Source organism: Faecousia intestinalis (assembly GCF_040096185.1).
In the GTDB taxonomy this organism is placed as follows: Bacteria; Bacillota; Clostridia; order Oscillospirales; family Oscillospiraceae; genus JAZOXB01.
Map to the genome: position 1 here is coordinate 47,181 of NZ_JBBMFF010000205.1, position 22,485 is coordinate 69,665.

Sequence of the window (22,485 nt, forward strand, 5' to 3'; positions counted from 1 at the left end):
TCCGTAAGAGCATTCGGCGAAGGCCGAAGCTGCAATTGTGCGGTGTTGCTCAAATATGATATCACAAAAAGCGGCGGATGCCAACATCAATCTCGATGCGGCATCCGCCATTTTCCCGGCATTCCCGCACCGCCGCAGAGCGGCGCGGGAGCGCCATAGTCTCAGGGAATCTCCGAACCAATCGTCTGCGGCTGAGCCGCGAAGCTTCTGCCGATTGATTCAGCGCTTTCCTTACTTGCCGAGGGAAGCGAAGCGCATCAGCAGCGTTGCGACCTCTGCGCGGGTCGCCGTGCCCTGCGGCTCGAGGCGGCCGTTGCCCATACCGCGCAGCAGGCCGACGGCAACTGCCCAGCGCACCGCTGCGAGCGCATAGGAGCTGACCTGCATCCCATCGGAGAACTGCGACAGATCATCGCGTGCGCCGGTGACAGCGCCGGTCTTTTCCGCATAGCGGACGATCATCGTGACCATCTGCTCGCGGGTCACCGGGGACTCGGGGTCGAACGCCGTGGTGGACACGCCGTTGATCACGCCGGCCGCATAGGCCCAGCGGACTGCATCGGCATACCAGGCATCGGCAGCGACATCCGCAAACGGGAGCGCCGCGGAGCTTGCCGGGCTGCCTGCCACGCGCCAGAGCACCATGGCGAACATCGCGCGGCTCATCTGGCCGTTCGGGCGGAACGTGCCGTCCTCAAAGCCGATGAACAGGTGGTTCGTGATGGCATAGTCCGTGCTGAGGTGATACCACTGCGCGGGATCAAGATCCGGGAAGGCGCGGCTCGGGCAGTTCGCACCGCCGTCACACACCGGGGCCTTGCCCGTCACCGTGACGACACACTGGCTGTAGGTGTGGTTGCTGTCGCCCGTCGTGAGGACGTAGACGCCTGCGGTGTCAAAGTGCCAGGCAAACGTGCCGTCCGCGGCCGTCCTGCCGAGCAGCTCGCCGCCGCAAAAGATCTGCACGCCCTCTGCCGGAGCAACACCGGTTCCCATCTGGTACACCGTTGCCGTGAACGTCTCGCTCGCCGCTGCGGTGAGCGCGGTCTCGTGGAACCAGACGTTGTACTTATAGCCGTAGTAGCTGTCGGAGTCGGCCGTCGACTCATTGGCAAACACGCCGTAGATGCCGCCGGCCGTGACGGGGACCGTCAGCGGGGAGGACGTATCATACGCGCCGTTCACGAAGTAATACTGGCCCCAGTATGCCACTGCCGCATTGGCCGCGTTGAAGTCTTCCGGGCCGGTCAGGCTGCCGATGTAGCCATATTCGCTGACCGTGAGGACATAGTCCTCGCCGAAGCCCTGCTGCAGCGCCTCTGCGACCGTGCTGGAGGAAGAGACCTCCAGCGTGCGGTCGATCGCGCCGATGCCGTTCACGCCCGTTAGGCGGACCGTGACCGTCGCCTTGAAGGGCTTCTCCGTCACATGGACGCGGCACTGGCTGTAGGTGTGCAGCTCGTCGCCGGTCGTGAGCACATAGTCGCCCGCATGCTCAAAGCGGCAGATAACCTTGCCGTTCTCATCGCTGACGCCCATCACATTGCCGTCCGCATAGACCTTCACGCCTGCCTGCGGCACGGCGGTATTGCCCTGCATCTGGCAGACCGTGACGTCAAAGGCCGTCTCGGCCTCGGCGGTAACGCTGCGCTCGTGGATCCAGACGTTGTACTTGTAGCCGTAGTTCTCGCCGGTCGTGTTCTTCTCGTTGGCGAAGATGCCGTAAACTGCGCCGTCCGTGACAGGGACCGTCAGCGGAGAGGACGTGTCATACGCGCCGTCGATGTAGTAATACTGACCCCAGAACTCAACGCCCGCATTGGCGGCGTTGAAATCGTCCGGGCCGGTCAGACTGCCGATGTAGCCATAGCCGCTGACCGTGAGCGTGTAGTCCTCGCCAAGGCCCTCCTGCAGAGCCTCTGCCACGGTCTTATCCGACGTTGTGTCGAACGTGCGGTCCACCGCGCCGACACCGTTCACGCCGGTCAGCACGACCGTGACCGTCGTCTTAACGGGAGGCTGGTCGCCGTCCGGGTTCGGGCCGTTCGTGCCGAGGACCGTCATGGTGGCGGAGACCTTCTGACCGATCAGCTTGGAGAAGTAGTCGTCATACCATGCGCCGGACGTAATCTTCTTGGCATACTTGGCAAAGACGGCATGCTCCAGGACGCTCTCAACGGTGACAGACGTGTTGTACTTCGGCTGCGTCAGCACCAGATTCTCATGGGCAATGACGGCCGGATTGCTGGACTTGAACTTGTTGTACTGCTCCTGACCGCCGACGGAGGAATAATCCGCCTGATCTCCGGCCACGATGCCAGCACCATGCGCGTCGCGGTAGTCATACAGCCACGTCAGGCCGCCGTTCTCGCCCGCAACGGCCTCGCGGAAGGCGTGGAGGCTCTTCGTCACGGCGTACTGCGACTCGTTCGCTCCGTCGTTCAGGCCGTCCCAGTAGTGGGCCTTGGCCTGCTCCATGAGGTTCAGCGCATCGTCAAGCTCCGCCTTTGTCAGCGGCAGGACCTTGAGGGCGATCTGCTTCTGTACGGAGACGTCCTTCGTCTTGTGCTGCATGGTAACGGTCAGCGTCACCTCCGCCGCGGCTTCGCCGGGCATCGGGCGGTAGATATTGGCGCGGTAGGCGTTGATCTCGGCCACATCCGGATCGCCCGAGGTGACGATGAACTTATAATCGTCATAGTTCTCGATGCCGGTAGCGCGTGCCGTGAGGAGCTGGATGTCGCCGTTCACGGCCTCGGGGTCGATGACCTCGCCGGTCACAACATAGGTCAGCTTCGTGACGAGATAGTTCTCGTCAAGCTCCTTCTGCATCTGCTGACGCAGCGGCTCGAGATCCTCGGCCGGGAGCGTCAGACGGAAGCCCTCGGCCTGCAGCGAGCTCTCGTTGAGCTGGAACGTCAGGGTCGGATAGAGATGGACCTTCGTGTCAACGCTCGGGCGTGTGACGCGGCCCGTCAGGACTTCGCCCGCCGTGCTGCCCTCGATGGAGATCAGCTTGGAATCGGATGTCCAGGCGAACGTGACGAACGGATAAGCGCCGGTACGCTGCGGGAGCTGCAGGTCGGAGATAATCTCCGCTTCGCTTGTATTCTGATTGCGGATGGTATCGAACGTAACGGAGGCCGCCGCCTTTTCGAGGTAATCCCGGACGGTGTCCAGATCCCAGTTCAGGATGACCATCGCCGTGATATCCGCACTGCTCTCGCCGCGCGTAAGCGTCAGCTCCACGCCGGAGACGCGGGCAAAGTGCGCCGCAAGGCCCAGCGTTGCGGGGTCCGCATTGAAATAGGTGATCTTGCCGTCGGCCGCGATGCCGGTCGTCTGCGCCACATCCATCGGGTAATCGAGCGCGCCGGGGTCCTTCACGGTGACGGTGAGGCCGTCAAGGTTATTTCTGCTCAGATAGTTTTCCACATAGGTGCAGAGGTTCGTATCCGTACCGGGGACCGGGTTCAGCGTGGACTTGCTGTCCAGCAGGGACTTGGCCGCCGTGACAAGCTCGTCGTTCTGCGCCTTCAGGGACTTCACCGTGATGAGGAAGGTCTTCGTGCCGGTCTCGCCGCCGTAGGCCAGCGTTGCCGTCAGCTTCACATAGACCGTGCCCGCAGACGGGAGCGTCACGACGCCCTCCGGCGTGATGACCGCGCCGTTCGAGCTGGCCCAGGTGATCGTGCCGTCAAAGCCCTCGACCGTCGAAGCAAGCGCCAGTGTGCAGTTCTCGGTGACGAGCGTCGGCTCGACCGTGAGCTTTTCCGCCGCGCGCGCAATGGCCTCGGCCGCCGCCGTGTTGACCACATGCGTGCCGCCCTGCCATGCCAGCAGCGGATAGCCGCCGTTGCGGCCGTCGTCCTGGTGGAAGGCTTCATTGCCGAGTGCAAGGACAAAGGCAGTCTCCTTCATCTCCGCGGCGGTCTTGGCCGTCGCTTCGACATTGACGCCGTCCTTCGTGTTGCCGGTCGCAGCAGAGGCGGAGCCTTCGAGATAATAGCTGTTCCGAATTTCGGCCGCATATTCGCCGACGAGCGCGCCGCAGGAAGCACCCTTGACGCTGCCGGTGTTATAGCAGTTCGTGACCGTGGGGTCCATGCCGCCCGTGTGCTTGCCCGCGATGCCGCCGACGCAGGTCGCGCCGGTGACGGAGCCGGTATTATAGCAGTTCAGGATCTGCACGCTGCCGTTTTCGGTGTAGCCGACGATGCCGCCGACATAGCCGCGGTTGTTGCTGCCGCCGTTGATCGCGCCGGTGTTATAGCAGCCCGTGATGGGCGCGTAGCTTGCGCCGACGATGCCGCCGACCTTCGCGTCGGAATAGGCGCTGCTCAGCGTGCAGGTCACACTGCCCTCGTTGCCGCAGTTCACGATCGCACCGCTGGCATAGACGCGCGCGGCGATGCCGCCCGTCACGCCGCCGTAGGAGGCCGCATTCGTCACGTTCACACGGCTGACGCAGCCCTCGATACGGCCGTAGCTCTGGTTGGCGAAGGCGCCGATCGCGCCGTCGCCCTCGATCGTGCCGACAAGCGTCAGATTCTTGATCACGCCGTCTGCCCCGAGGTAGCCGCACAGGCCCATCGCAGATTCGTAGGTATCGTCATTATCGCAGCTGTAATAGCCGCTGATCGTCTTGCCGTTGCCGTCCAAAATGCCGCCAAACTGCGCGCTGTATTTGCCGATACCGCCCCAGCGGTTGGCCTTCGGAGCCTCCGTGCTGTTGAGCACGAGGTTCACCATGATGCGGGCGTTGATCGTCGTCTCACCGCTGTTGACCTTCGCAGCAAACCACGCAAGCTCCTCCGGCGTCTTGATGAGGTACCACGTCACGCCGTTTTCGGTCTTCGTCTCCGGCGCGGTATCGGAGGCCTTGCCCGTCCAGACATTGCTGCCCTCCTCGAGTCTGACCGTAACAGTCAGATCCTTGCCCGCGACCGTGAAGGAACCGGCCACATTCAGATAGCCGTCCAGCATGACGGCATAGGAATAGGTGCCGTCTGGCAGGCTGTAGACGCCGTTCACCGCCGTCTGCTCGCCGCCCTCGGCATGTGTCACGGTAATGTCCGCGCCGCTCAGCGTGCTGCCGTCGTCCGCCTTCACGGTGGCAATGCGCACACTATGGCGCGCCGCCTGCTGCAGCGTGACATGCAGGCTGTCGTTTTCGCCCGTGACCGTCAGGCTGCCCGACGCGGTCTCATAGCCGAACAGGCTCGCCTCATAGGTGTAGCTTCCCTTCGGCAGGCGCCATGCGCCGTTCACGGCGCTCCACTGCTTGCCATCGGCATCGCGAAGAACGAGCTTTGCCTCGGCCGGGGTCAGCGTCACGCTGACGGGATAGGTGCGGACCGAGAGGGTGACCGTGATGGTGCGGCCTGCGCCGTCGATCGTAAAGCTTCCGGTCACATCGTCGCACTCATCGCGCGTGACAAGATAGGTATAGCTTCCGGAGACAAGGCGATAGGTGCCGTCCTCCTCCGGGGTCTGCTCCACGTTCTGCGCATCGTAGACATGGACGGAAGCGCCGGTCATGTTGACGGAGAACGCCACGATGAGCTTGGCATCCGCATCCTGCCAGGCAAGGACGGGATAGCCGCTGTTCTGATTCTTCGCGTCGTTCACGAATGCGCCGCCGAGCTTCAGCACGGTGTCGAGCGACTTCAGCTGCTCTTCCGTGAGGGCAGTTGTGTCGCCGGAGCCTCTGCCGATGGCCTGCATGCCCGTGAGGTAATAGCAGTTCGAAACGGAGCCGCCGTCGTTGTAGCCGATGAGCGAGCCCGCATAATTATAGTTGCCCGCTGCGGCCAGTGTGATCGCACCGGCATTGTAGCAGGACGTCACGGTCGTGTTCGAATCCGTCTGGCCGAGAATGCCGCCGACGCGGTTGCCGGTGGCGGAGCCGACGTTATAGCACTCACTCAGCGTAGTATAGTAGGCAGTGCCAACGATACCGGCCGAGAAATTGTTCGTACCATTGCTGATCGTGCCGAAGTTCGCGCAGCGCAGGACGGTCGAGCGCGCAGCGGACTTGCCGTTCAGACGGCCGACGATACCGCCGACATTCCGGCTCGTACCGGTGACCGTGGCATAGTTCGCGCAGGCCTCGATCGTGGCGCTGTCCGCCTGACCGGCGATGCCGCCGACATAGCCGCGGCCGGAGATGCTGCCGCGGACCGTCAGGCGGCGTACGGCCGCGCCGGTATCCAGGCAGCCGAACAGACCGGCATAGTCCGTCGTCTGCGAGACGAGCAGATTATCGATCGTGTGATACGCACCGTCAAAGCTGCCCGCAAAGCGGCGGGCATCGCTGCCGATCGGCGTGAAGGCCACATTGCCCATGTCCAGATTGGCTGCGAGTGTCACATGCTTTCCGGCAAAGGCATTGCCGGAGGCGACCTGTGCGGAGAGATAGGCCAGCTCCTCGCCGTTCGAGATGAGATAGGGATCCGCCTGCGTGCCGGTGCCGCCCGCAAAGCCGTCTGCCACCGTTCCGTCCCACTCGATGCCGGGGACCATGGTGACCTTGACTGTCGTGTCGGCCTCGCCGAGCGTGAACGTGCCGCGTGCCGTCTTATAGCCCGCAGCCTTCACCTGATAGGAATAGTCCGCCGGGAAGAGCAGGTAGGAGCCGTCCTCCTCGGCCTGCATAACCTCGTCGCCGTGCTTCACGGTAACGGCCGCCGTCGTGCCTGCGGCAAGGCCCGTGATCAAGAACGCCGCCTTATAGCGTGCAAGCTCCGTCATGGTCACGGGGACTTCAACGGCCGCATCCGTCACGGTAAAGCTGCCGGTGGCCTGCGCATAGCCGAAGGCCTCGGCCGTATAGCGGTACTCGCCCGCCGGAACGCTGGCCTTGCCGTCCGTCACGGCATAGGAAGCATCCGCGCTGTCCGTCAGCGTAAAGGCCGTGCCTGCAGGCGCGCCCGTGAACGTGACGCCATAGTACGTTTTGCAGCTGAAGTCCTTCAGATAGAGCGTGTCATCGTTCCTATCGCTGCTGTAGTCCTTGGAATACCCGATGGTCACGACGTCATTCGCCGCAACCTCCATCGTGTAGGTCTGGAAGGACGTCATCGCACCGGAATACGAGGTCGCATTGGACTTCGTCAGGTCCGTTCCGTTCTTCGTAACCGCCATATAGTCGTATTTGGACTCACTGGAGACCTTATAGGAGAAGCGGAACGTACCGCCGCTCCGGAAGGTCAGCTTGAGGGCGGAAGTCGTTCCCCCCATACCCTTGTTGCCGGATATCAGGCAAGTCTCGTCGTCGCTCTCCGCAAAGGGATAGGAGGCGTCGTTTTCCACGGTCGCCGGAACGTCCGCAAAAAACTCATCAAAACTTGCCGCTGCTGCGACCGGGATGCTGCACAGCACCATGCACAGCACAAGGATCGCCGCGATCATTCGTTTCATGATCCAATCTTCCTTTCTTAATACGAAAATAATAAAAACACTGCGGCAGAGGGCCTCGTTTCCCCTGCCGCAGCCGTTTTCCTGCGTCATGGCGCACCTGCGCCGCATGCTTCTGTAGGTCTTCTGACTCGTGCTCTCGGGTCTCCCCCGCAACGCGGCGCTCAGCCTTCTCAGTTCCCCCAATGACCGGCTTTCGCCCATGGAGCTCGCGTCTTGCACATACAGCGCCGGTCGGCGTTGCAGGCTCTCACTGCATTCCCTTGTCCATCTCCGGCTGTACATATGCCCTGCCGGAGCCACAAAAGCTTTTTATTTTTAACCTATTCAGTATAGCATATTTCCGCAGCATTGTAAAGCCGGATGAAAAACGTTCCGACCCTATAACCGCCGTTGACGAAGCGCCGAAAATACGCTATAATTTGAATTGTATATTATGATCCGCCCCCGGCGGGAAGGAGTGCAGCATTATGATCCAGTTATCTGATTTCTATGGCTACAGCATGTATACCATCTCTTCCGATACGCTTTCCGTCTCCGTGATGAGCCTCGGTGCGACCGTCACAAGGCTTGCCTATCAGGGCCGCAATGTCGTGGTCAGCCTGAAGACTCCGGACGACTATCTGCAGGACACCAGCTACCTCGGCGCGATCGTCGGACGCTATGCCAACCGCATTGCGGGCGGCCGCTTCCCGCTAAACGGCAAGACGGTGCAAGTCGAGCAGAACGAGGGCCGCAATCACCTGCACGGTGGCAGCGTCGGCTTCCACAAGCGCATCTGGGCCGCTGAATGCCTTGGGGAGCAGGCAGTGCGCTTCACGCTGCACACGCCGGACGGCGACGCGGGCTACCCCGGTGAACTGACGATGCACGTCACCTATCGCGTGGAGGGCAGCCGGCTCTTCCTCGATTTTGAGGGTGTCAGCACAAAGGACACCATCCTCGCGCCCACAACGCACATGTATTTCAACCTCGGCGGCACGGAGAGCATCCTCGGAACGACGCTGCAGATCAATGCCGGCCGTTGGATCCCCGTGGACGGCGAGCTCATTCCCACCGGAGAGCTGCGCCCGGCCGAGGGCCCGTTCGACTTCCGCACGCCGCACACCATTGCGCAGAACTTTGACCACGGCTTCGTGCTCGACGGCCAGGACGCTCTTGTGGCAGAGGACGGCGGCGTCCGCCTGTCGCTGCACACGGACTACCCTGCCCTGCAGCTCTACACCGGTGAATTCCTCTCGGGCAAGCTCCATCCGAATCAGGGCTTTGCCATTGAGCCGGAGGCCTGCCCCGACACGCCGAACCATCCGGAATTCGGCTCCTCCGTGCTGAAGGCCGGTGAGACGTTCCATCGCTCCATCACCTATACCTTCGAATCCACCGCAAAATGAGCCGCGCCGATTTGCTCTACCGCGAGACGTGTGCACGCATCCTGCGCGAGGGCGTCTGGGACACCGATCAGTCCGTTCGCCCGCGCTGGGCGGACGGTTCCCCGGCCCATACGGTCAAGTGCTTCGGTGTGGTGAACCGCTATGATCTGCAGGAGGAATTCCCGCTCATGACGCTGCGCCGCACCTATTGGCGCTCATGCGTGGAGGAACTGCTGTGGATCTGGCAGAAGAAGTCGAACAACGTCCGCGACCTCGGCAGCCATATCTGGGACAGCTGGGCCGATGAGAGCGGCTCCATCGGCAAGGCCTACGGCTATCAGCTCGGCATCAAATACCGTTTCCCGGAGGGAGAGTTCGATCAGGTCGACCGCGTGCTGTACGACCTGAAGCACAACCCGGCCAGCCGCCGCATTCTGACAAGCCTCTACAATTTCGCCGATCTGCACGAGATGGCTCTGTATCCCTGCGCCTATTCCATGACGTTCCATGTCAGCGGCAACCGGCTCAACGCCATTCTGAATCAGCGCTCGCAGGACATGCTCACGGCAAACAACTGGAATGTCGTGCAGTATGCCGTGCTCGTGCACATGCTGGCGCAGGTCAGCGGTCTTGTCGCAGGCGAGCTCGTGCATGTGATCGCCGATTGCCATATCTACGACCGCCACATTCCGCTTGTCGAGCAGATGCTGGAGCTGGAGCCGTATCCCGCGCCGGAATTCCGGCTCGATCCTGCGGTCACGGACTTCTATGCCTTCACGCCGGACAGCGTGCAGGTGGAGAACTACCGCTATCATCCGTTTTCGGCCAGAATTCCTGTCGCCATTTAGGAGGAGCCATGGACTGCATCGTCAACGTCACGCAAAACTGGGGCATCGGGAAGGACGGCGATCTGCTTGTCTCCATTTCCGCTGACCTGCGCCGCTTCCGCGCGCTCACGACCGGGAAGACCGTGATCTATGGCCGCAAGACCCTGCTCACCTTCCCCCACGCGCGCCCGCTGCCGAACCGCGAGAACTGGATCCTATCGGCCACGCCCGGCTTTTCCGTGCCGGGCGCAGCGGTGTTTCCGTCGCTTGCGGCCCTGCAGGAAGCCATGCGTACCCGTCCGGCCGATTCGCTGTGCCTCATCGGCGGTGCGAGCGTCTACCGCGCGCTGCTGCCGTGGTGCAGCCGCGTGCTGCTCACGCAGACCTGCGCCGACCTGCCTGCCGACCGGTTTTTCCCCGATCTGGACCGGCTCCCGAACTGGCGCTGCACGGACACCGGCCCCCTGCAGGAGGACGGCGGCCATTGCTTCCGCTATCTGACCTACGAAAACGACGCTCCGCTTCCATTATGAACATAGAATTGCTCCCTTCTGCGCAGACTAAGCGCCGAAGGGAGTGATTTTTATGCCGATTTTACCTTTGACGGAAGAAAATTTCGAGCAGGAGGTCCTGCAGGCCGAGGGGCCGGTGCTCGTAGACCTCTTTGCCGCGTGGTGCGGCCCGTGCCGTGCGCTTGCGCCGGTGCTGGAGACGCTGGCAGAGGCTCGGCCGGAGCTGCGCATCGGAAAGGTCGATGTGGACGCCCAGCCCGAGCTTGCGGCGCGGTTTGACGTGCTGACCGTCCCGACGCTGCTGCTGTTCCGCTCCGGCAGGCTGCTCCGGCGCACGACCGGCGCAAAAACGCTGACGGAGCTGGAGGAATTCCTGCGGAGCGGCGAAGCATGAGATGCTATGACATGGCCGTGGTCGGGGCCGGACCGGCGGGCTGCACGGCGGCTCTCTATGCCGCCCGCGCCGGGCTGGACGTGCTCGTTCTCGAGCGGCTCGGCCCCGGCGGGCAGATGGCGCAGACGCAGCACATTGAGAATTACCCCGGCTTTCCGGACGGCGCAGACGGAGCCGCGCTGGCAGACGGCATGAAAGCGGGTGCGGAGCGCGCGGGAGCCATTTTTCTGCTGGCCGACGTCCGCAGCGCGCAGCTCACCGGCCGCGTAAAGGAGCTGCAGACGGACGGCGGGCCGGTCCTTGCCCGGACCGTTGTGCTCGCCACGGGAGCGGGCCCGCGGAGGCTCGGGCTGCCGCAGGAGGACGAGCTGCCCGGCGTGAGCTACTGCGCCGCCTGCGACGGGGCGTTTTTCCGCGGGAAGGACGTCGCCGTGGTCGGCGGCGGCAATTCCGCCGTCAGCGAAGCCCTGCTGCTGTCGCGGCTGTGCCGCCATGTGACGCTCGTGCACCGCCGCAGCACGTTCCGGGCAGCGCCCGCCGGGCTGGCGGCGCTGGAAAAGCAGGACAATGTGACATTCTGCCGGAACAGCATCGTAACGGAGCTGCTGGGCCGTGAGCGCCTGACCGGCATCCGCCTGCAGAACGGCCGGGAGCTGGAGATCAGCGGCCTGTTTGTCTGCATCGGCCGCACGCCTGTCTCCGCCCTCGGCGGCGAGCAGCTCCGCCGGACGCCGGACGGCTATTACTGCGCGGACGAGACGACACGGACCGGCCTGCCGGGCGTTTTTGCCGCAGGCGACGTGCGGGAAAAGCAGCTGCGCCAGATCGTTACGGCCGTCTCGGACGGCGCAGCGGCGGCGCAGCAGGCGGAGCATTATCTGGGCAAAACGTCCCGCAGGGCGGAAATATAGCGCGGATCCGTGCCGCAGCAGCCGCCGACGAGTGCAGCTCCGGCATCGATCAGCGTGCGCATATGCTGCGCGAATGCCGCCGGGCCCATGGAATAGATGGCCTCGCCCTCCGGCGAGATCTCCGGCATACCCGCATTCGGCTTGACAAGGAGCGGCACCTTTGCAGCCTGCCTCATGTTGCGCACAAGGCTCTCGAGCTGGTCCGGGCCGGTGGAGCAGTTGATGCCGACGGCGGCCGCGCCGAGCTCCTGCAGCGTCTCCACGGCCTCGACGCAGGTCCCGCCGAAATAGCCGCTGCCGTCGGCCTGCACCGTCATGCTGCACAGGACCGGCAGGGCGCAGACACTCTGCGCCGCCTCGAGGGCGACGGTCATCTCGTCGATGCCGAGCATGGTCTCCACGACGAGCAGGTCGGCCCCGGCCTCGGCCAATGCCGTAATTTGCTCCGTGTAAATCTCAAACAGCTCGTGATATGTCATTGTCCCGGCAGGCTCGAGCGGCACGCCGGTCGTTGTGAGGTCGCCTGCCACGAGCGCGTGGCCGCCTGCCGCCTCGCGCGACAGGGCAACGAGCTGCCGGTTCAGAAGCGCAACATCGTTCTCTCGGCCGCAGCGTGCAAGCCCGCGCCGGTTGGCGCAGAACGTCGGCGCATAGATGATCTGTGACCCGGCCGCGATATAGTCCCGCTGCAGAGCCAGCAGAGGCTCCGGATGCTCTGTGACCCAGGCCTCCGTACAGATGCCGCGCGGCATGCCCGCGCGCATCAGGTTCGAGCCGGTCGCGCCGTCGAGCAGTACGGGGCCGCGCGCAAGCAGCGCCTGAAAAGCTTCGTTTGTCATAGGTTCCTCCGTGGTATGGATTTCTTTCTCTATTCTACCCGTTTCGGCGGGAATTTGCAACGAGAAACTTCCGCATGCATTTTCGGTTGCATTCCGGTGGGGTTTCTGCTAGAATAGCGATAGATTCCATTCATTATTACAAGGAGGACAATATGAAAAAGTCCGTACTGCGCAAATATGCCACGCTGATCGCCACGGTCGGCGTCAATGTCCAGAAGGGTCAGGAGGTCTTCATCGCCGCCGAGCTCGATCAGCCCGAATTCGTAAAGATGGTCGTTGAGGAATGCTACCGCGCCGGTGCCAAGCGCGTTGTGGTGGACTGGGACTATCAGCCGCTGACGAAGCTCCATGTCCGCTGGCGCAGCCAGAAGAACCTCTCCACGCTGGAAAACTGGGAGGAGGCCCGCTGGCAGCACTATGTCGATGAGATTCCCTGCCGCATCTACCTGATTTCCGAGGACCCGGACGGTCTGCGCGGCGTCAATCAGGAAAAGATGGCCAAGGCCGGTCAGGCCAAGTACAAGGTCATCCGCCCGTACCGCGACCAGATCGAGAACAAGTATCAGTGGTGCATCGCGGCCGTCCCCGGTGTTGCGTGGGCAAAGAAGCTCTTCCCGAACCTGTCGAAGGCACAGGCCGTCGAGAAGCTGTGGGAAGCCATTCTGGCCGCCTCCCGCGTGGACGACGACCCCGTTGCCGCATGGAAGGCCCATAACGAGGACCTCGCCCGCCGCTGTGCCTATCTGAACGACCTCGGCATCACGGAGCTGGAATATCACAGCTCGAACGGCACGAATTTCAAGGTCGGCATGATCGAAGACGCCGAATTCAAGGGCGGCGGCGAGAACTCTCTGCTCGGCCACTTCTTCAACCCGAACATCCCGACGGAGGAGGTCTTCATCTCTCCGAAGCGCGGCGTGGCAGAGGGCATCGTCTATTCCACGAAGCCTCTGTCCTATCAGGGCCAGCTTATCGAGAACTTCTCCATCCGCTTTGAGGGCGGCAAGGCCGTCGAGGTCCATGCCGAAAAGAACGAGGCCCTTCTGCAGAAGCTCATCTCCATGGATGAGGGCGCTTCCTACCTCGGCGAGTGCGCGCTCGTTCCCTATAACTCCCCGATCCAGAATTCCGGCCTGCTGTTCTACAACACGCTGTTCGACGAGAACGCCGCCTGCCATCTGGCGCTCGGCATGGGCTTTGCCGACACGATCAAGAATTTTGAGAACTACACGCTCGACGAGTGCCGTGCCAAGGGCATCAACGATTCCATGGTGCATGAGGACTTCATGATCGGCTCCGCCGACCTGTCCATCGACGCGCACACGCGCGACGGCCGCACCGTGCCGATCTTCCGCGACGGCAACTGGGCATTTTAATAGGGATCTCTGAATATATCAGAGCTTTTCTGAGTCCCGAACATAAAAGCTGCTGCAGCGATTGTGCTGCAGCAGCTTTTTTATTCCGTTAGTAGGGTGAGCTTCCCGGTTCTGCGGGTCGCGTTCAGGTCGATGAGGCGCTGGTTTTGGCTTCCGCGCCAGCGGAGCTCCAGTGAGCGCTCCGCCTCGACATACGGTCCGTCCACGAGCACATCGGCAGCCGCCAGCAGCCGCAGGCGCGCCGGGTCTGACTCCTGCACGAGCGCCTCATAGCGCCAGCCCGTGTAGACCCAGACATTGCCGCCCAGCGCGTGCACGGCCTCTGCCAGCGCAGCGCACTCCGCTGCCTGCTCCATCGGCTCCCCGCCGGAGAGCGTCAGGCCGTCGAGCAGCGGGTCTGCAGTATAGCGAGCCAGCAGCGCCGTTGTTGTTTCCTCGCGGCCGCCTGCCGGGTCGTGCGTCTGCGGATTGTGGCAGCCGGGGCAGCGGTGCGGGCAGCCCTGCGTGAACACGGTCAGCCGCAGGCCCGGTCCGTCCACGATAGACTCGGAGACCGTTCCGGCAATGCGCATCAGTCCGTCACCCCGTGCTTGACACGGTCGCGCTCCTCGGCGCGCTTGCCGTTGTTGAAGCGGTCGAGCGTGCCCACAAGATAGCCCGTGATGCGGCGGATACGCTCAAACGGCTGGTCCGGCGTCTCGCGGCGGCCGCAGCGCGGGCAGGTATCGCCAATGATGCCGTTAAAGCCGCAGACCGGGTCGCGGTCGACCGGGTGGTTGATGGAGCCGTAGCCGATACCGCACTGGCCCATAAAGCGCACGACCTTCTCGAATGCGGGCAGATTCTGCAGCGGATCGCCGTCCATTTCAATGTAGGAGATATGGCCGCCGTTCGTCAGCGCATGATAGGGTGCCTCGATGCGGAGCTTGTCAAAGGCCGAGATCGGATAATACACCGGCACATGGAAGCTGTTCGTGTAATACTCACGGTCCGTTACGCCGGGGATCACGCCGAAGCGCTTGGCATCCATCCGGACGAAGCGGCCGGAGAGGCCCTCCGCCGGGGTGGCAAGGCAGGAGAAGTTCAGGCCGCGGGCCGCCGACTCTCGGTCGGCACGGTCGCGGATGCGGCCGATGATCTCAAGTCCGAGTGCCTGCGCCTCGGCGCTTTCACCGTGGTGCGCGCCGGTCAGCGCCTTCAGGCACTCGGCAAGGCCGATGAAGCCGATGGAGAGCGTGCCGTGCTTGAGCACCTCGCGCACCTCATCGTCCGGGCCGAGCTTTTCGGAGTCCAGCCAGACGCCCTGCCCCATCAGGAAGGGGAAATTGCGCACGCGGCGGCGGCTCTGGATCTCGAGCCGCTCGAGCAGCTGGCCGACGACAAGGTCGAGCATCTCATCAAGGCTGCGGAAAAAGGCCTCGCGGTCGCCGCGTGCCAGAATGGCGAGCCGCGGCAGATTGATGGACGTGAAGGAAAGGTTGCCGCGCCGCGCCGTGACCTCGCGGGAGGGATCGTAGGCATTCGCCACCACACGCGTGCGGCAGCCCATATAGGCGATCTCCGTTTCGGGATGGCCCTCTTTGTAATATTGCAGGTTGAACGGGGCATCCTGGAACGAGAAGTTCGGGAACAGGCGCTTGGCGCTGCAGCGGCAGGCCAGCCGGAACAGGTCGTAGTTTGGCTCACCCTCGTTGAGATTCACGCCGTTTTTCACACGGAAGATCTGAATGGGGAAGATCGGCGTCTCACCGCTGCCAAGCCCGGCCTCCGTGGCGAGCAGCAGGTTTTTCATCACAAGGCGGCCCTCCGGCGAGGTATCCATGCCATAGTTGATGGAGGAAAACGGCGTCTGCGAGCCGGAGCGGGACTCCATGGTGTTCAGATTGTGGATAAGCGATTCCATGGCCTGATACGTCGCGCGGTCCGTCTCCTCTGCGGCGCGGCGGGCAGCGAATTCCTGCGCGCGGCGGATATCGCCCTCCACGCAGCCGAAGGCAGCCTTGAGCTGCGCCGCCTCGGCATCGTCATAGGCCTTTTGCCCGGCAAGCGCCGGAGTCAGGCCCTTTTCGGCCAGTGAAGCCGCAAAGCCCCGGAGCTGGGCATCCGTCGGCGTCACGCCGCACAGCAGCTCCAGCGCACGGCTGAGGTTCTGGCGGTAGCAGGCGCGGTACGTCTTGGCGACGCCCTCGGCCATGGCATAGTCAAAATTCACGATGCTCTGGCCGCCGTGCTGGTCATTCTGGTTCGACTGGATGGCAATGCAGGCCAGCGACGCATACGACGCGATGCCCTGCGGCTCGCGGATATGGCCGAGGCCGGTGGAAAAGCCGCCGTGGAACAGCGAAAGCAGGTCGATCTGGCAGCACGTTGTCGTCAGGGCGTAAAAATCAAGATCGTGGATGTGGATATCGCCGCGCTCATGCGCCGTGGCATACTCCGGCTTCATCAGGAAGGACTCGGAGAACTGCTTGGCGGCCTCGGAGCCGTAGCGCAGCATGGTACCCATGGCGGTGTCGCCGTCGATGTTGGCGTTTTCGCGCTTGATGTCCGAATCGGCGGCATCCTTGAACGTGATCTCCTCAAATTTGCGCATCAGGCTGGAATTCACCTGCCGCGCGCGGCTGCGCTCCTCGCGGTAGAGGATGTAGGCCTTGGCTGTGCGGCCGTAGCCCTCCTGCATCAGCACCTGCTCCACAAGGTCCTGCACATGCTCGACCTCCGGCTCGCAGCCCTCCAGCTCGAGCATGGTCTCCACCTTGCGGGCAAGCGCGTCGGAGACGTCCTCCATGCCGGTCTGCCCGACACCGAGGAATGAACGCCAGATCGCGTTCCGGATCTTTTCTGTATGAAATTCTACGAGACGCCCGTCCCGCTTGCGGATCATTTTCTGCGTCATGACTGTCTCCTCTCGCACACAAGATATGGTAGTACCGCGCAGGCACAAAACGCATATATCGTACTGCAAGTTCCGGTGTCTGTCAAGCGCGGCCCGGCTGAAATAGTGCACAAAAAAATCGGGGCCGTTTTCGGCAGACCCGCGATTTTCCGTATAATCTACGCACCGGGTGTGCATACTATCCACAGCATATGACAACAGGAGGGAAATCAAGATGGACATGCTTGCGCTGATTCTGAGCATCATCGGCTCGATCAACTGGGGGCTGGTCGGCATTTTCAAATTCGATCTGGTCGCCTGGATCTTCGGCGGCCAGACGGCCGTCGTCAGCCGCATCATCTACACGATCGTCGGCCTCGCGGGACTGTGGTGCATCTCGCTGCTGTTCCGCCGCCGCCCGCTGCGCGCCGCAGAGGACGATGCATAACCAGCAGAAAAACTGCACAAAGGCAGACTGCCGGACCGAGCCGCAATGGCCCGCCGGCAGTCTGTTTTTTTCGTTCTACCAGAGTAGTGCGGCCGCGACCGTCGGGACTACGAGAATGCCCGCCGCGATGAGCATCGTCTGGATGGTGCTGCGCGTTTTGCGCGACAGCAGCAGGATGACCGCCGCACCGCCTGCGCCGAGCAGCACATGCATGAGCGCGCGCAGCCCCAGAACGGTCCGGATGCGCCAGCCCGCTGGCACGCCGCTCAGCAGGGGCAGGCTGTTTGCCTGTGCGCCCCACTCCGGCAGTCCGTAGGCCCCGCGGACGGCAAGCAGGCGCGGCAGGAAGGCCGCAGTCACCATCAGGAGCACCAGCACCGCCGTGAGCAGCAGCTTGCGCCGCAGCACGCGCCCGTTCGCCCCGGCCGCCGTCTGCAGAACGGCAACGCCCGTCTCCTGCTCCATGGCAAACACGGCGGACAGCGCGACCGTCAGGAAGAAGAACAGCTTCGCAAGGTCCAGCAGGTCCTTCTGCACACCAAAGTAGCCTAGCAGGACGTTATAGCCCGTCTCATAGACATAGGACTGCCCCGGCTGCAGCTGCTCATACTGCTGCTTTGCCTTCTCAAAGCCGTCCTGCGCCCGCAGGGCCGAGAGAACGTCGCGCGCCATGAACTGCAGCGCATCCTCGTTGCCCTCCGTGATGCGGGCATAGTCCGCAAGCTCGTTCTGCAGCTCCGCAAAGCGGGCCGTCTCCGAGGCAAGATAAGCGTTCTTTTCCGGCGTCGGCTCGCCTGCCAGCTTTTCGGAATACGCGCGGTAGAACCATTCGTCCGCATTGAAATAGGCCCGAAAATCGCGATAAGATCCGATCTGCACCAGCACGAACACCGCAAGCACCAGCAGCGCCCCGCCCGTGAGCAGAAGCTTCCGCGCCTCATAGGCCAGCAGCACCGTGTGCCGCAGGCGCGGCAGCGGCAGGCCCCGGCGCTGGCGCACCGGCTGGACCGCCTGCGTGCGGCAGAACACCACCGCGCCGCCGAGGCAGCCACCCACCGTCAGCAGCAGGAGCATAGCGGGAAGCAGCGCCGTCTGCCGGAGCGGAAGGCCAAAGAAATTCAGATAAATGCAGCCACGCCAGCTCTCCTCGACCTCGGCCGCACAACTGAGGCTGAGCAGCCGGGGCCAAAGTGAGCCGCGGCTGCCGAGCAGCAGGGCAAGCCCCGCGCCGCCGCCCGCAAGCAGGAACGCGGCCCACGCGCGGCCCGTCGTGGTGCACAGCAGGAAGAACAGCGCCCCCACGGCCCAACCCCACAGGAGCTTTTCGCCCAAAAAGCACAAAAGCCAGCCAAACACCGTCAGCGGGACCGGGCAGCTCTGCATGCTGGGGATCGTCTGGATGGGGCGCGCCGGGTCGCCCAGCCCGAGGACGGCGGCAGAAACGGCCAGATTCGCGCCATAGAGCAGCACGACGCCCGCAAGCACCGTTGCCAGCATGGCGGCGGCCTTGCGCCAGTAGAGCGCGCCGTGGCCGCGCCGCGTCGGGCGCAGCAGCACCATCAGGCCCGCGCTGCGCTCTCCCGTCAGCAGGACCAGCCCCGAGACCGCCGCAAACAGCAGGAGCAGCAGGTCCGTCAGCCGCCAGTCCAGCAGCACCTCCACGCCGTCCGGAAAGGACGGCTCCAGCCGCACGCCGAGCAGGGCGCTGTAGGCCGCAAGGCCCTTTTCCAGCGTGCGCTCGGCAAAGGGATCGGCAGAGAACAGGCCAAGGCGCAGCTTGGCCTCGGTCTCAGCGCAGAGGCCGCGGAGGTATTCGGGGTAATTTTTCGTCGCCTCGACCTCGTCGCGAACCGTGCTCAGCAGAGCATAGCGCCGGAGGTCCTCATCCGGCACCTGCATGATATCGACGTCCTCGCCGTAAATTCCGTTGAGCAGGGCGTCATACTCCTGCTCCAGCGTGTCCAGATGGGCATACTCCGCCCGGACGTCCGCGCGGGTGAAGCCGCCGAGGTCCTTGGTGCAGCGGCGGTAGAACAGCGCCGCATTCACCGCGACCGCCAGCGCGAGCAGGAGCATCACATAGCGGTTGCCCAGAATTTTCCGCAGCTCATAGCTCATAGCCCGTCCTCCGCGCCGAAGTAGTGCAGATACACATCCTCCAGCTCCGGCGCAAGCGGCCTGCAGGCAAAGGGCGGCTGCTTTTCCGCCAGCAGGCGCACGCGGATATGCCCCGCGTCGACGCGGGCGATGCCGCAGACCGTCCCGGCGGCCTGCGCGGCGGGCAGCTCGGACTCGGCAAGCTCCGCCTCCCAGACCTGCCCGGCCAGCTCGTGCGTCAGCTCGGCCGGAGAGGCCTTGCGCAGCAGCCGCCCCTCGGACAGGAGCAGCAGCTCGCTTGCCACATACTCCACGTCCGGCACAACGTGCGTCGAAACGATCACGATCTTCTGCAGGGCGATCTCCGCGATGAGATTGCGCACCGCGATGCGCTGCCGCGGGTCCAGCCCGGCCGTCGGCTCATCGAGGATGAGAATGTCCGGCTCATCCAGAATGGCCTGCGCCAGCAGCAGGCGCTGCTTCATGCCGCCGGAGAGGCTGCGGATCGTCTTGCCGCGCACGTCGGACAGGCCGACCGCGCCGAGCGCCCAGTCGATGCGCTCCAGCGCCCGTGCGCGCGGCATGCGGCGCAGCGAGGCCATGTACAGCAGGAAGCGCTCCGCCGTAAAGCCCGGATAGAGCGTCTGCTGCTGGGGCATGTAGCCCACGCGGCCGCGGAAGGCCGCGCCGAGCGAGCGGATCTCCGCGCCGTTGAAGCGGATCTCTCCCGCCGTCTGGCGCAGGTTCCCGGTCAGGATATTCATGAGCGTGCTCTTGCCCGCTCCGTTCGGCCCGAGCAGGCCGTAGATGCCGCCCGTTAGCTCGGCCGAAAAGCCGATCAACGCCTGTTTTTTTCCGTAATTCTTGCTCAGGGCATCAAATGTCAGTTCCATCGTCCATCTCCCCCGCCGTCTCAGCGGAACGCCGCGTCATAGTTGCTTCGGTAAAAGTCCTCTTTGCTGATGTAACACTGCTCGAAATCTCCACTCGAATTGCGCTTCAAGCCAGCGAAATAACCGTTGCATTCACAATCCACGCCAAATGCCACTACATTCCCACCGCAGGTGTCCAGCTCAATGACTGATCCATCTGCGATGTCTACCGCCCATGCGCGGCAGATATCTTCCGTTCCGCAGATGGCGATCACATGCCCGTCAACGATCTGGTAGTTATACTCATCCCAATCCTGTTCATAGGTAAAGAGCTTGATTTCCGTCTGTTTCTCCAGATCATAGACATACAGACTGCGGTCGACCTGATACACAGCGTACTGGCCCCAACTTTTGTGCGGGTCGATTGTCCGGACATAGTTCTCCGACGCATCCACAAGCGAGGTCTCCTCGCCCGTTTTGAGATTTCGGACCAGAAAGCGAATGCCAAGAAACTGCCGGTCATACTCGTCCGGGGACGTTCCCTCCGGCTGCTGCGCAAGCCAGTCTTCAAATTCCGGCGCATCTTCCGCCATTTCCAGCACACGGAAAACTGCAACGTCCCCCCAGACGTCATAGAGATCGTAGCCATTGACGTTTTCGAGGATCGTCGATACCTCTCCTGTCTGCAGATCGACGGAGACGAGGCTGCTCTCCTGCGCGACAGCTGTCAGCTGTACGCCATCCGTCAGCGCATAGGTCTCTCTGTTCACGTTGACATATGCTTTTCCAAAGGATACGCAGCGCAGCACACACCGGCATGCCTCATTCTCGTTTTCCGGCTCCCAGCTTGCGAGGGTCTGCAGCGGTCCACCCGTGAGCGGACGCGTGACGAGCGCCGAGGCTGTCTCGTCGTCCGTATAAACCATAGCATAGTAGTTTTCCCGGTATTCCACCAGAGACTGCAGGTCGCCGAAGCAGGCATTACAGGTGGGATCATTATGCCGGCAGCCGCTCTGGTAACATGGAACATAAGTCGTATGAGTCACAGGGTCATATGCCTGAATGTAGGGATGTAAATACATATCCCACTGCCAGAACCCGCCGGTCGAAGCGGAGGCGGCCATATTGCCAAACGTTCGAATGTTCTCCTCCGGAACCGGATAAGTCGTAACAGGAATCTTCGAGTCTGTAACGATCGCACCCGAGGTCTCACCGCCCTGCTCCGTAGCCTCGTTCACAGGAGCGGCATAACAGCCGCTCAGGATCACTGCCGCAGCGGCGGCTGCAAGCAGCAGGCTCAGAATTCTTCGACTGGTCAACATGGCCACCTCCCTTGTTTTGTAAGGCAGATCAGCGGAACGCCGCGTCATAATTGCTTCGGTAATAATCCTCCTTGCTGATATAATACTTGTCACCGTTGTTCGAATCATGCGGTATGCCGACAAAGTAATCATTGCACTCATAATTCACCGAGAACGGCATTACATCTCCACCGAGGGTATCCAATTCGATCACAGACCCGTCTGTAACATCGATCACCCAAGCAAAACAGCGATCCTCCGTTCCGCAGATGGCGGACACATGACCATCCATGATTGAATAATTGTATTGCTCCCAATCCTGGTCATAAGTAAAAACCTCTTTTGCAGTCTGCCTTTCCATATCGTAGACGTATATGCTGCGGTCGACCTGATACACGGTATACTGCCCCCAGCTGACATACGGGTCCGCCGTCCATACAAAATTCTCCGTCACATCCACGATCGTTTTCTCTTCGCCTGTTCTGAGATTTTTGGAATACAGGCGGAAGTTATAATCTTCTGACCCATCCCGCTTCACCGGCGTTCCATCCGGCCGGTCCGCATACCAGTCCTGAAAAACAGCGACATCGCCCCAGACGCCGTGCATATATGGGAGATATCCGTCCTCATCGGTCATATACTCCACAAGCTCGCCCGTTTCCAGATCAAGGCTGCACTTACTGTATTCCTCCTTGACTGCCACCGCCTGCCCGTCCTCTGTCGCATAGGTTTCTTTTGACACCGTGAGATAAGCCTTCCCGAACGAAAGGCCATAGAAGCCACACCGGCATTCCTCATTCTCATTTTCCGGTTCCCAGCTTGCGAGGATCTGGAGCGGACCGCCGGAGACCGGCCGCGTGACAAACGCCGAAGCGGTTTCGTTGTTATAATAGACCATGGCATAGAAATTACCGCGATACTCTGCCAGCCCGGAGATCACCCCGCCGAAATTCGCCGTGCAGGAGGCATCATTGTGCTTGCAGCCCGCCTGATAGCAGGGAAAATAGGCCGTTTTCGTCGCCGGATCATAGGCCTGGATCGTTTTTGCATTGAACACTGCGCATGTCCAAAAGCCACCGGTCGAGGGAGACGGAACATATATGATGTTCGCCCGAACATTTTCCTCCGGAAGAGGGTAAGTCTTGATCTCTACAGGTTCTTCCGCACCGCTGCCGGAATTTGACTGCATGGTCTGCGAGGATGATAGAGTCAAGGGACCATCCTGAGCAGAATAACAGCCCGTA

Annotated in this window: 15 protein-coding genes and 1 riboswitch; of the genes, 7 read left to right on the forward strand and 8 right to left on the reverse strand. The window is 62.4% G+C overall.

Translation table 11 applies throughout. The features are described 5' to 3' along the window. Positions 1-231: 231 nt before the first annotated feature. Positions 232-7,422 carry an S-layer homology domain-containing protein gene (locus WMO66_RS07015; protein WP_349135693.1) on the reverse strand — a complete coding sequence of 2,397 codons (7,191 nt, stop codon included), beginning with the start codon at positions 7,420-7,422 and terminating at the stop codon, positions 232-234. A 96-nt stretch (positions 7,423-7,518) separates the two neighbouring features. Next, positions 7,519-7,740, reverse strand: a riboswitch (cobalamin riboswitch). Positions 7,741-7,889: 149 nt separating this feature from the next. Between WMO66_RS07015 and WMO66_RS07020 the strand changes: the two genes are divergently transcribed. Genes WMO66_RS07020 through WMO66_RS07040 form a run of 5 tightly spaced genes read left to right on the forward strand, consistent with a single transcriptional unit; the run spans position 7,890 to position 11,433 of the window. Further along, positions 7,890-8,810, forward strand: a complete 921-nt coding sequence (locus tag WMO66_RS07020) for an aldose epimerase family protein (protein ID WP_349135694.1) — start codon at positions 7,890-7,892, stop codon at positions 8,808-8,810. Further along, the gene (gene thyA, locus WMO66_RS07025; protein WP_349135696.1) at positions 8,807-9,637 is read left to right on the forward strand and encodes a thymidylate synthase; all 831 of its coding nucleotides are present in this window, start codon (positions 8,807-8,809) and stop codon (positions 9,635-9,637) included. The genes WMO66_RS07020 and thyA overlap by 4 nt, the downstream gene beginning before the upstream one ends. Positions 9,638-9,645: 8 nt before the next feature. After that, positions 9,646-10,149, forward strand: a complete 504-nt coding sequence (locus WMO66_RS07030) for a dihydrofolate reductase (RefSeq protein WP_349135697.1) — start codon at positions 9,646-9,648, stop codon at positions 10,147-10,149. A 52-nt stretch (positions 10,150-10,201) separates the two neighbouring features. Next, on the forward strand, positions 10,202-10,522 hold the full coding sequence (gene trxA / locus WMO66_RS07035) for a thioredoxin (protein ID WP_349135698.1): 321 nt from the start codon (positions 10,202-10,204) through the stop codon (positions 10,520-10,522). Then, complete coding sequence (locus WMO66_RS07040; RefSeq protein ID WP_349135699.1) at positions 10,519-11,433, forward strand: NAD(P)/FAD-dependent oxidoreductase; 915 nt, start codon at positions 10,519-10,521, stop codon at positions 11,431-11,433. Before trxA ends, WMO66_RS07040 begins: the two co-directional genes overlap by 4 nt. On the opposite strand, the gene WMO66_RS07045 is transcribed toward WMO66_RS07040, so the two are convergent. Further along, complete coding sequence (locus tag WMO66_RS07045; RefSeq protein ID WP_349135700.1) at positions 11,397-12,272, reverse strand: homocysteine S-methyltransferase family protein; 876 nt, start codon at positions 12,270-12,272, stop codon at positions 11,397-11,399. The genes WMO66_RS07040 and WMO66_RS07045 overlap by 37 nt on opposite strands. 152 nt (positions 12,273-12,424) lie before the next feature. Here WMO66_RS07045 and WMO66_RS07050 point away from each other — a divergent pair, with 152 nt between their 5' ends. Further along, positions 12,425-13,648: an aminopeptidase gene (locus tag WMO66_RS07050; protein WP_349135701.1), complete on the forward strand. Its 1,224-nt coding sequence runs from the start codon at positions 12,425-12,427 to the stop codon at positions 13,646-13,648. 80 nt (positions 13,649-13,728) lie between these two features. Here the strand turns inward: WMO66_RS07050 and nrdG are convergent, their stop codons facing one another. Both nrdG and WMO66_RS07060 read right to left on the reverse strand, forming a co-directional pair. Next, a complete protein-coding gene (nrdG, locus tag WMO66_RS07055; protein ID WP_349135703.1) occupies positions 13,729-14,220 on the reverse strand; it encodes an anaerobic ribonucleoside-triphosphate reductase activating protein in 492 nt (163 codons plus the stop codon). Further along, positions 14,220-16,544, reverse strand: coding sequence for an anaerobic ribonucleoside triphosphate reductase (locus WMO66_RS07060; RefSeq protein ID WP_349135704.1), 2,325 nt, complete (start codon positions 16,542-16,544; stop codon positions 14,220-14,222). Before WMO66_RS07060 ends, nrdG begins: the two co-directional genes overlap by 1 nt. Before the next feature lie 214 nt (positions 16,545-16,758). Here WMO66_RS07060 and WMO66_RS07065 point away from each other — a divergent pair, with 214 nt between their 5' ends. Then, entirely contained in the window at positions 16,759-16,971 is a 213-nt protein-coding gene (locus WMO66_RS07065; protein WP_349135705.1) for a DUF378 domain-containing protein, read from the forward strand. A 75-nt stretch (positions 16,972-17,046) separates the two neighbouring features. Here the strand turns inward: WMO66_RS07065 and WMO66_RS07070 are convergent, their stop codons facing one another. The 4 genes from WMO66_RS07070 to WMO66_RS07085 all read right to left on the reverse strand — a co-directional run. Next, positions 17,047-19,089, reverse strand: a complete 2,043-nt coding sequence (locus WMO66_RS07070; RefSeq protein ID WP_349135706.1) for a hypothetical protein — start codon at positions 19,087-19,089, stop codon at positions 17,047-17,049. Further along, positions 19,086-19,961: an ATP-binding cassette domain-containing protein gene (locus WMO66_RS07075; RefSeq protein WP_349135707.1), complete on the reverse strand. Its 876-nt coding sequence runs from the start codon at positions 19,959-19,961 to the stop codon at positions 19,086-19,088. The genes WMO66_RS07070 and WMO66_RS07075 overlap by 4 nt, the downstream gene beginning before the upstream one ends. A 20-nt stretch (positions 19,962-19,981) precedes the next feature. Beyond that, on the reverse strand, positions 19,982-21,262 hold the full coding sequence (locus tag WMO66_RS07080) for a hypothetical protein (RefSeq protein ID WP_349135708.1): 1,281 nt from the start codon (positions 21,260-21,262) through the stop codon (positions 19,982-19,984). A gap of 28 nt (positions 21,263-21,290) precedes the next feature. Further along, on the reverse strand, positions 21,291-22,485 hold a 1,195-nt coding region (locus tag WMO66_RS07085; RefSeq protein ID WP_349135709.1), incomplete at its 5' end, for a hypothetical protein.

Coding starts and splice junctions, on each gene's coding strand:
- WMO66_RS07065 (WP_349135705.1), top strand. CDS start 16,759: ATGGACATGCTTGCGCTGATTCTGAGCATCATCGGCTCGATCAACTGG.
- WMO66_RS07050 (WP_349135701.1), top strand. CDS start 12,425: ATGAAAAAGTCCGTACTGCGCAAATATGCCACGCTGATCGCCACGGTC.
- WMO66_RS07015 (WP_349135693.1), bottom strand. CDS start 7,422: ATGAAACGAATGATCGCGGCGATCCTTGTGCTGTGCATGGTGCTGTGC.
- thyA (WP_349135696.1), top strand. CDS start 8,807: ATGAGCCGCGCCGATTTGCTCTACCGCGAGACGTGTGCACGCATCCTG.
- WMO66_RS07070 (WP_349135706.1), bottom strand. CDS start 19,089: ATGAGCTATGAGCTGCGGAAAATTCTGGGCAACCGCTATGTGATGCTC.
- trxA (WP_349135698.1), top strand. CDS start 10,202: ATGCCGATTTTACCTTTGACGGAAGAAAATTTCGAGCAGGAGGTCCTG.
- WMO66_RS07075 (WP_349135707.1), bottom strand. CDS start 19,961: ATGGAACTGACATTTGATGCCCTGAGCAAGAATTACGGAAAAAAACAG.
- WMO66_RS07080 (WP_349135708.1), bottom strand. CDS start 21,262: ATGTTGACCAGTCGAAGAATTCTGAGCCTGCTGCTTGCAGCCGCCGCT.
- WMO66_RS07030 (WP_349135697.1), top strand. CDS start 9,646: ATGGACTGCATCGTCAACGTCACGCAAAACTGGGGCATCGGGAAGGAC.
- nrdG (WP_349135703.1), bottom strand. CDS start 14,220: ATGCGCATTGCCGGAACGGTCTCCGAGTCTATCGTGGACGGACCGGGC.
- WMO66_RS07040 (WP_349135699.1), top strand. CDS start 10,519: ATGAGATGCTATGACATGGCCGTGGTCGGGGCCGGACCGGCGGGCTGC.
- WMO66_RS07020 (WP_349135694.1), top strand. CDS start 7,890: ATGATCCAGTTATCTGATTTCTATGGCTACAGCATGTATACCATCTCT.
- WMO66_RS07060 (WP_349135704.1), bottom strand. CDS start 16,544: ATGACGCAGAAAATGATCCGCAAGCGGGACGGGCGTCTCGTAGAATTT.
- WMO66_RS07045 (WP_349135700.1), bottom strand. CDS start 12,272: ATGACAAACGAAGCTTTTCAGGCGCTGCTTGCGCGCGGCCCCGTACTG.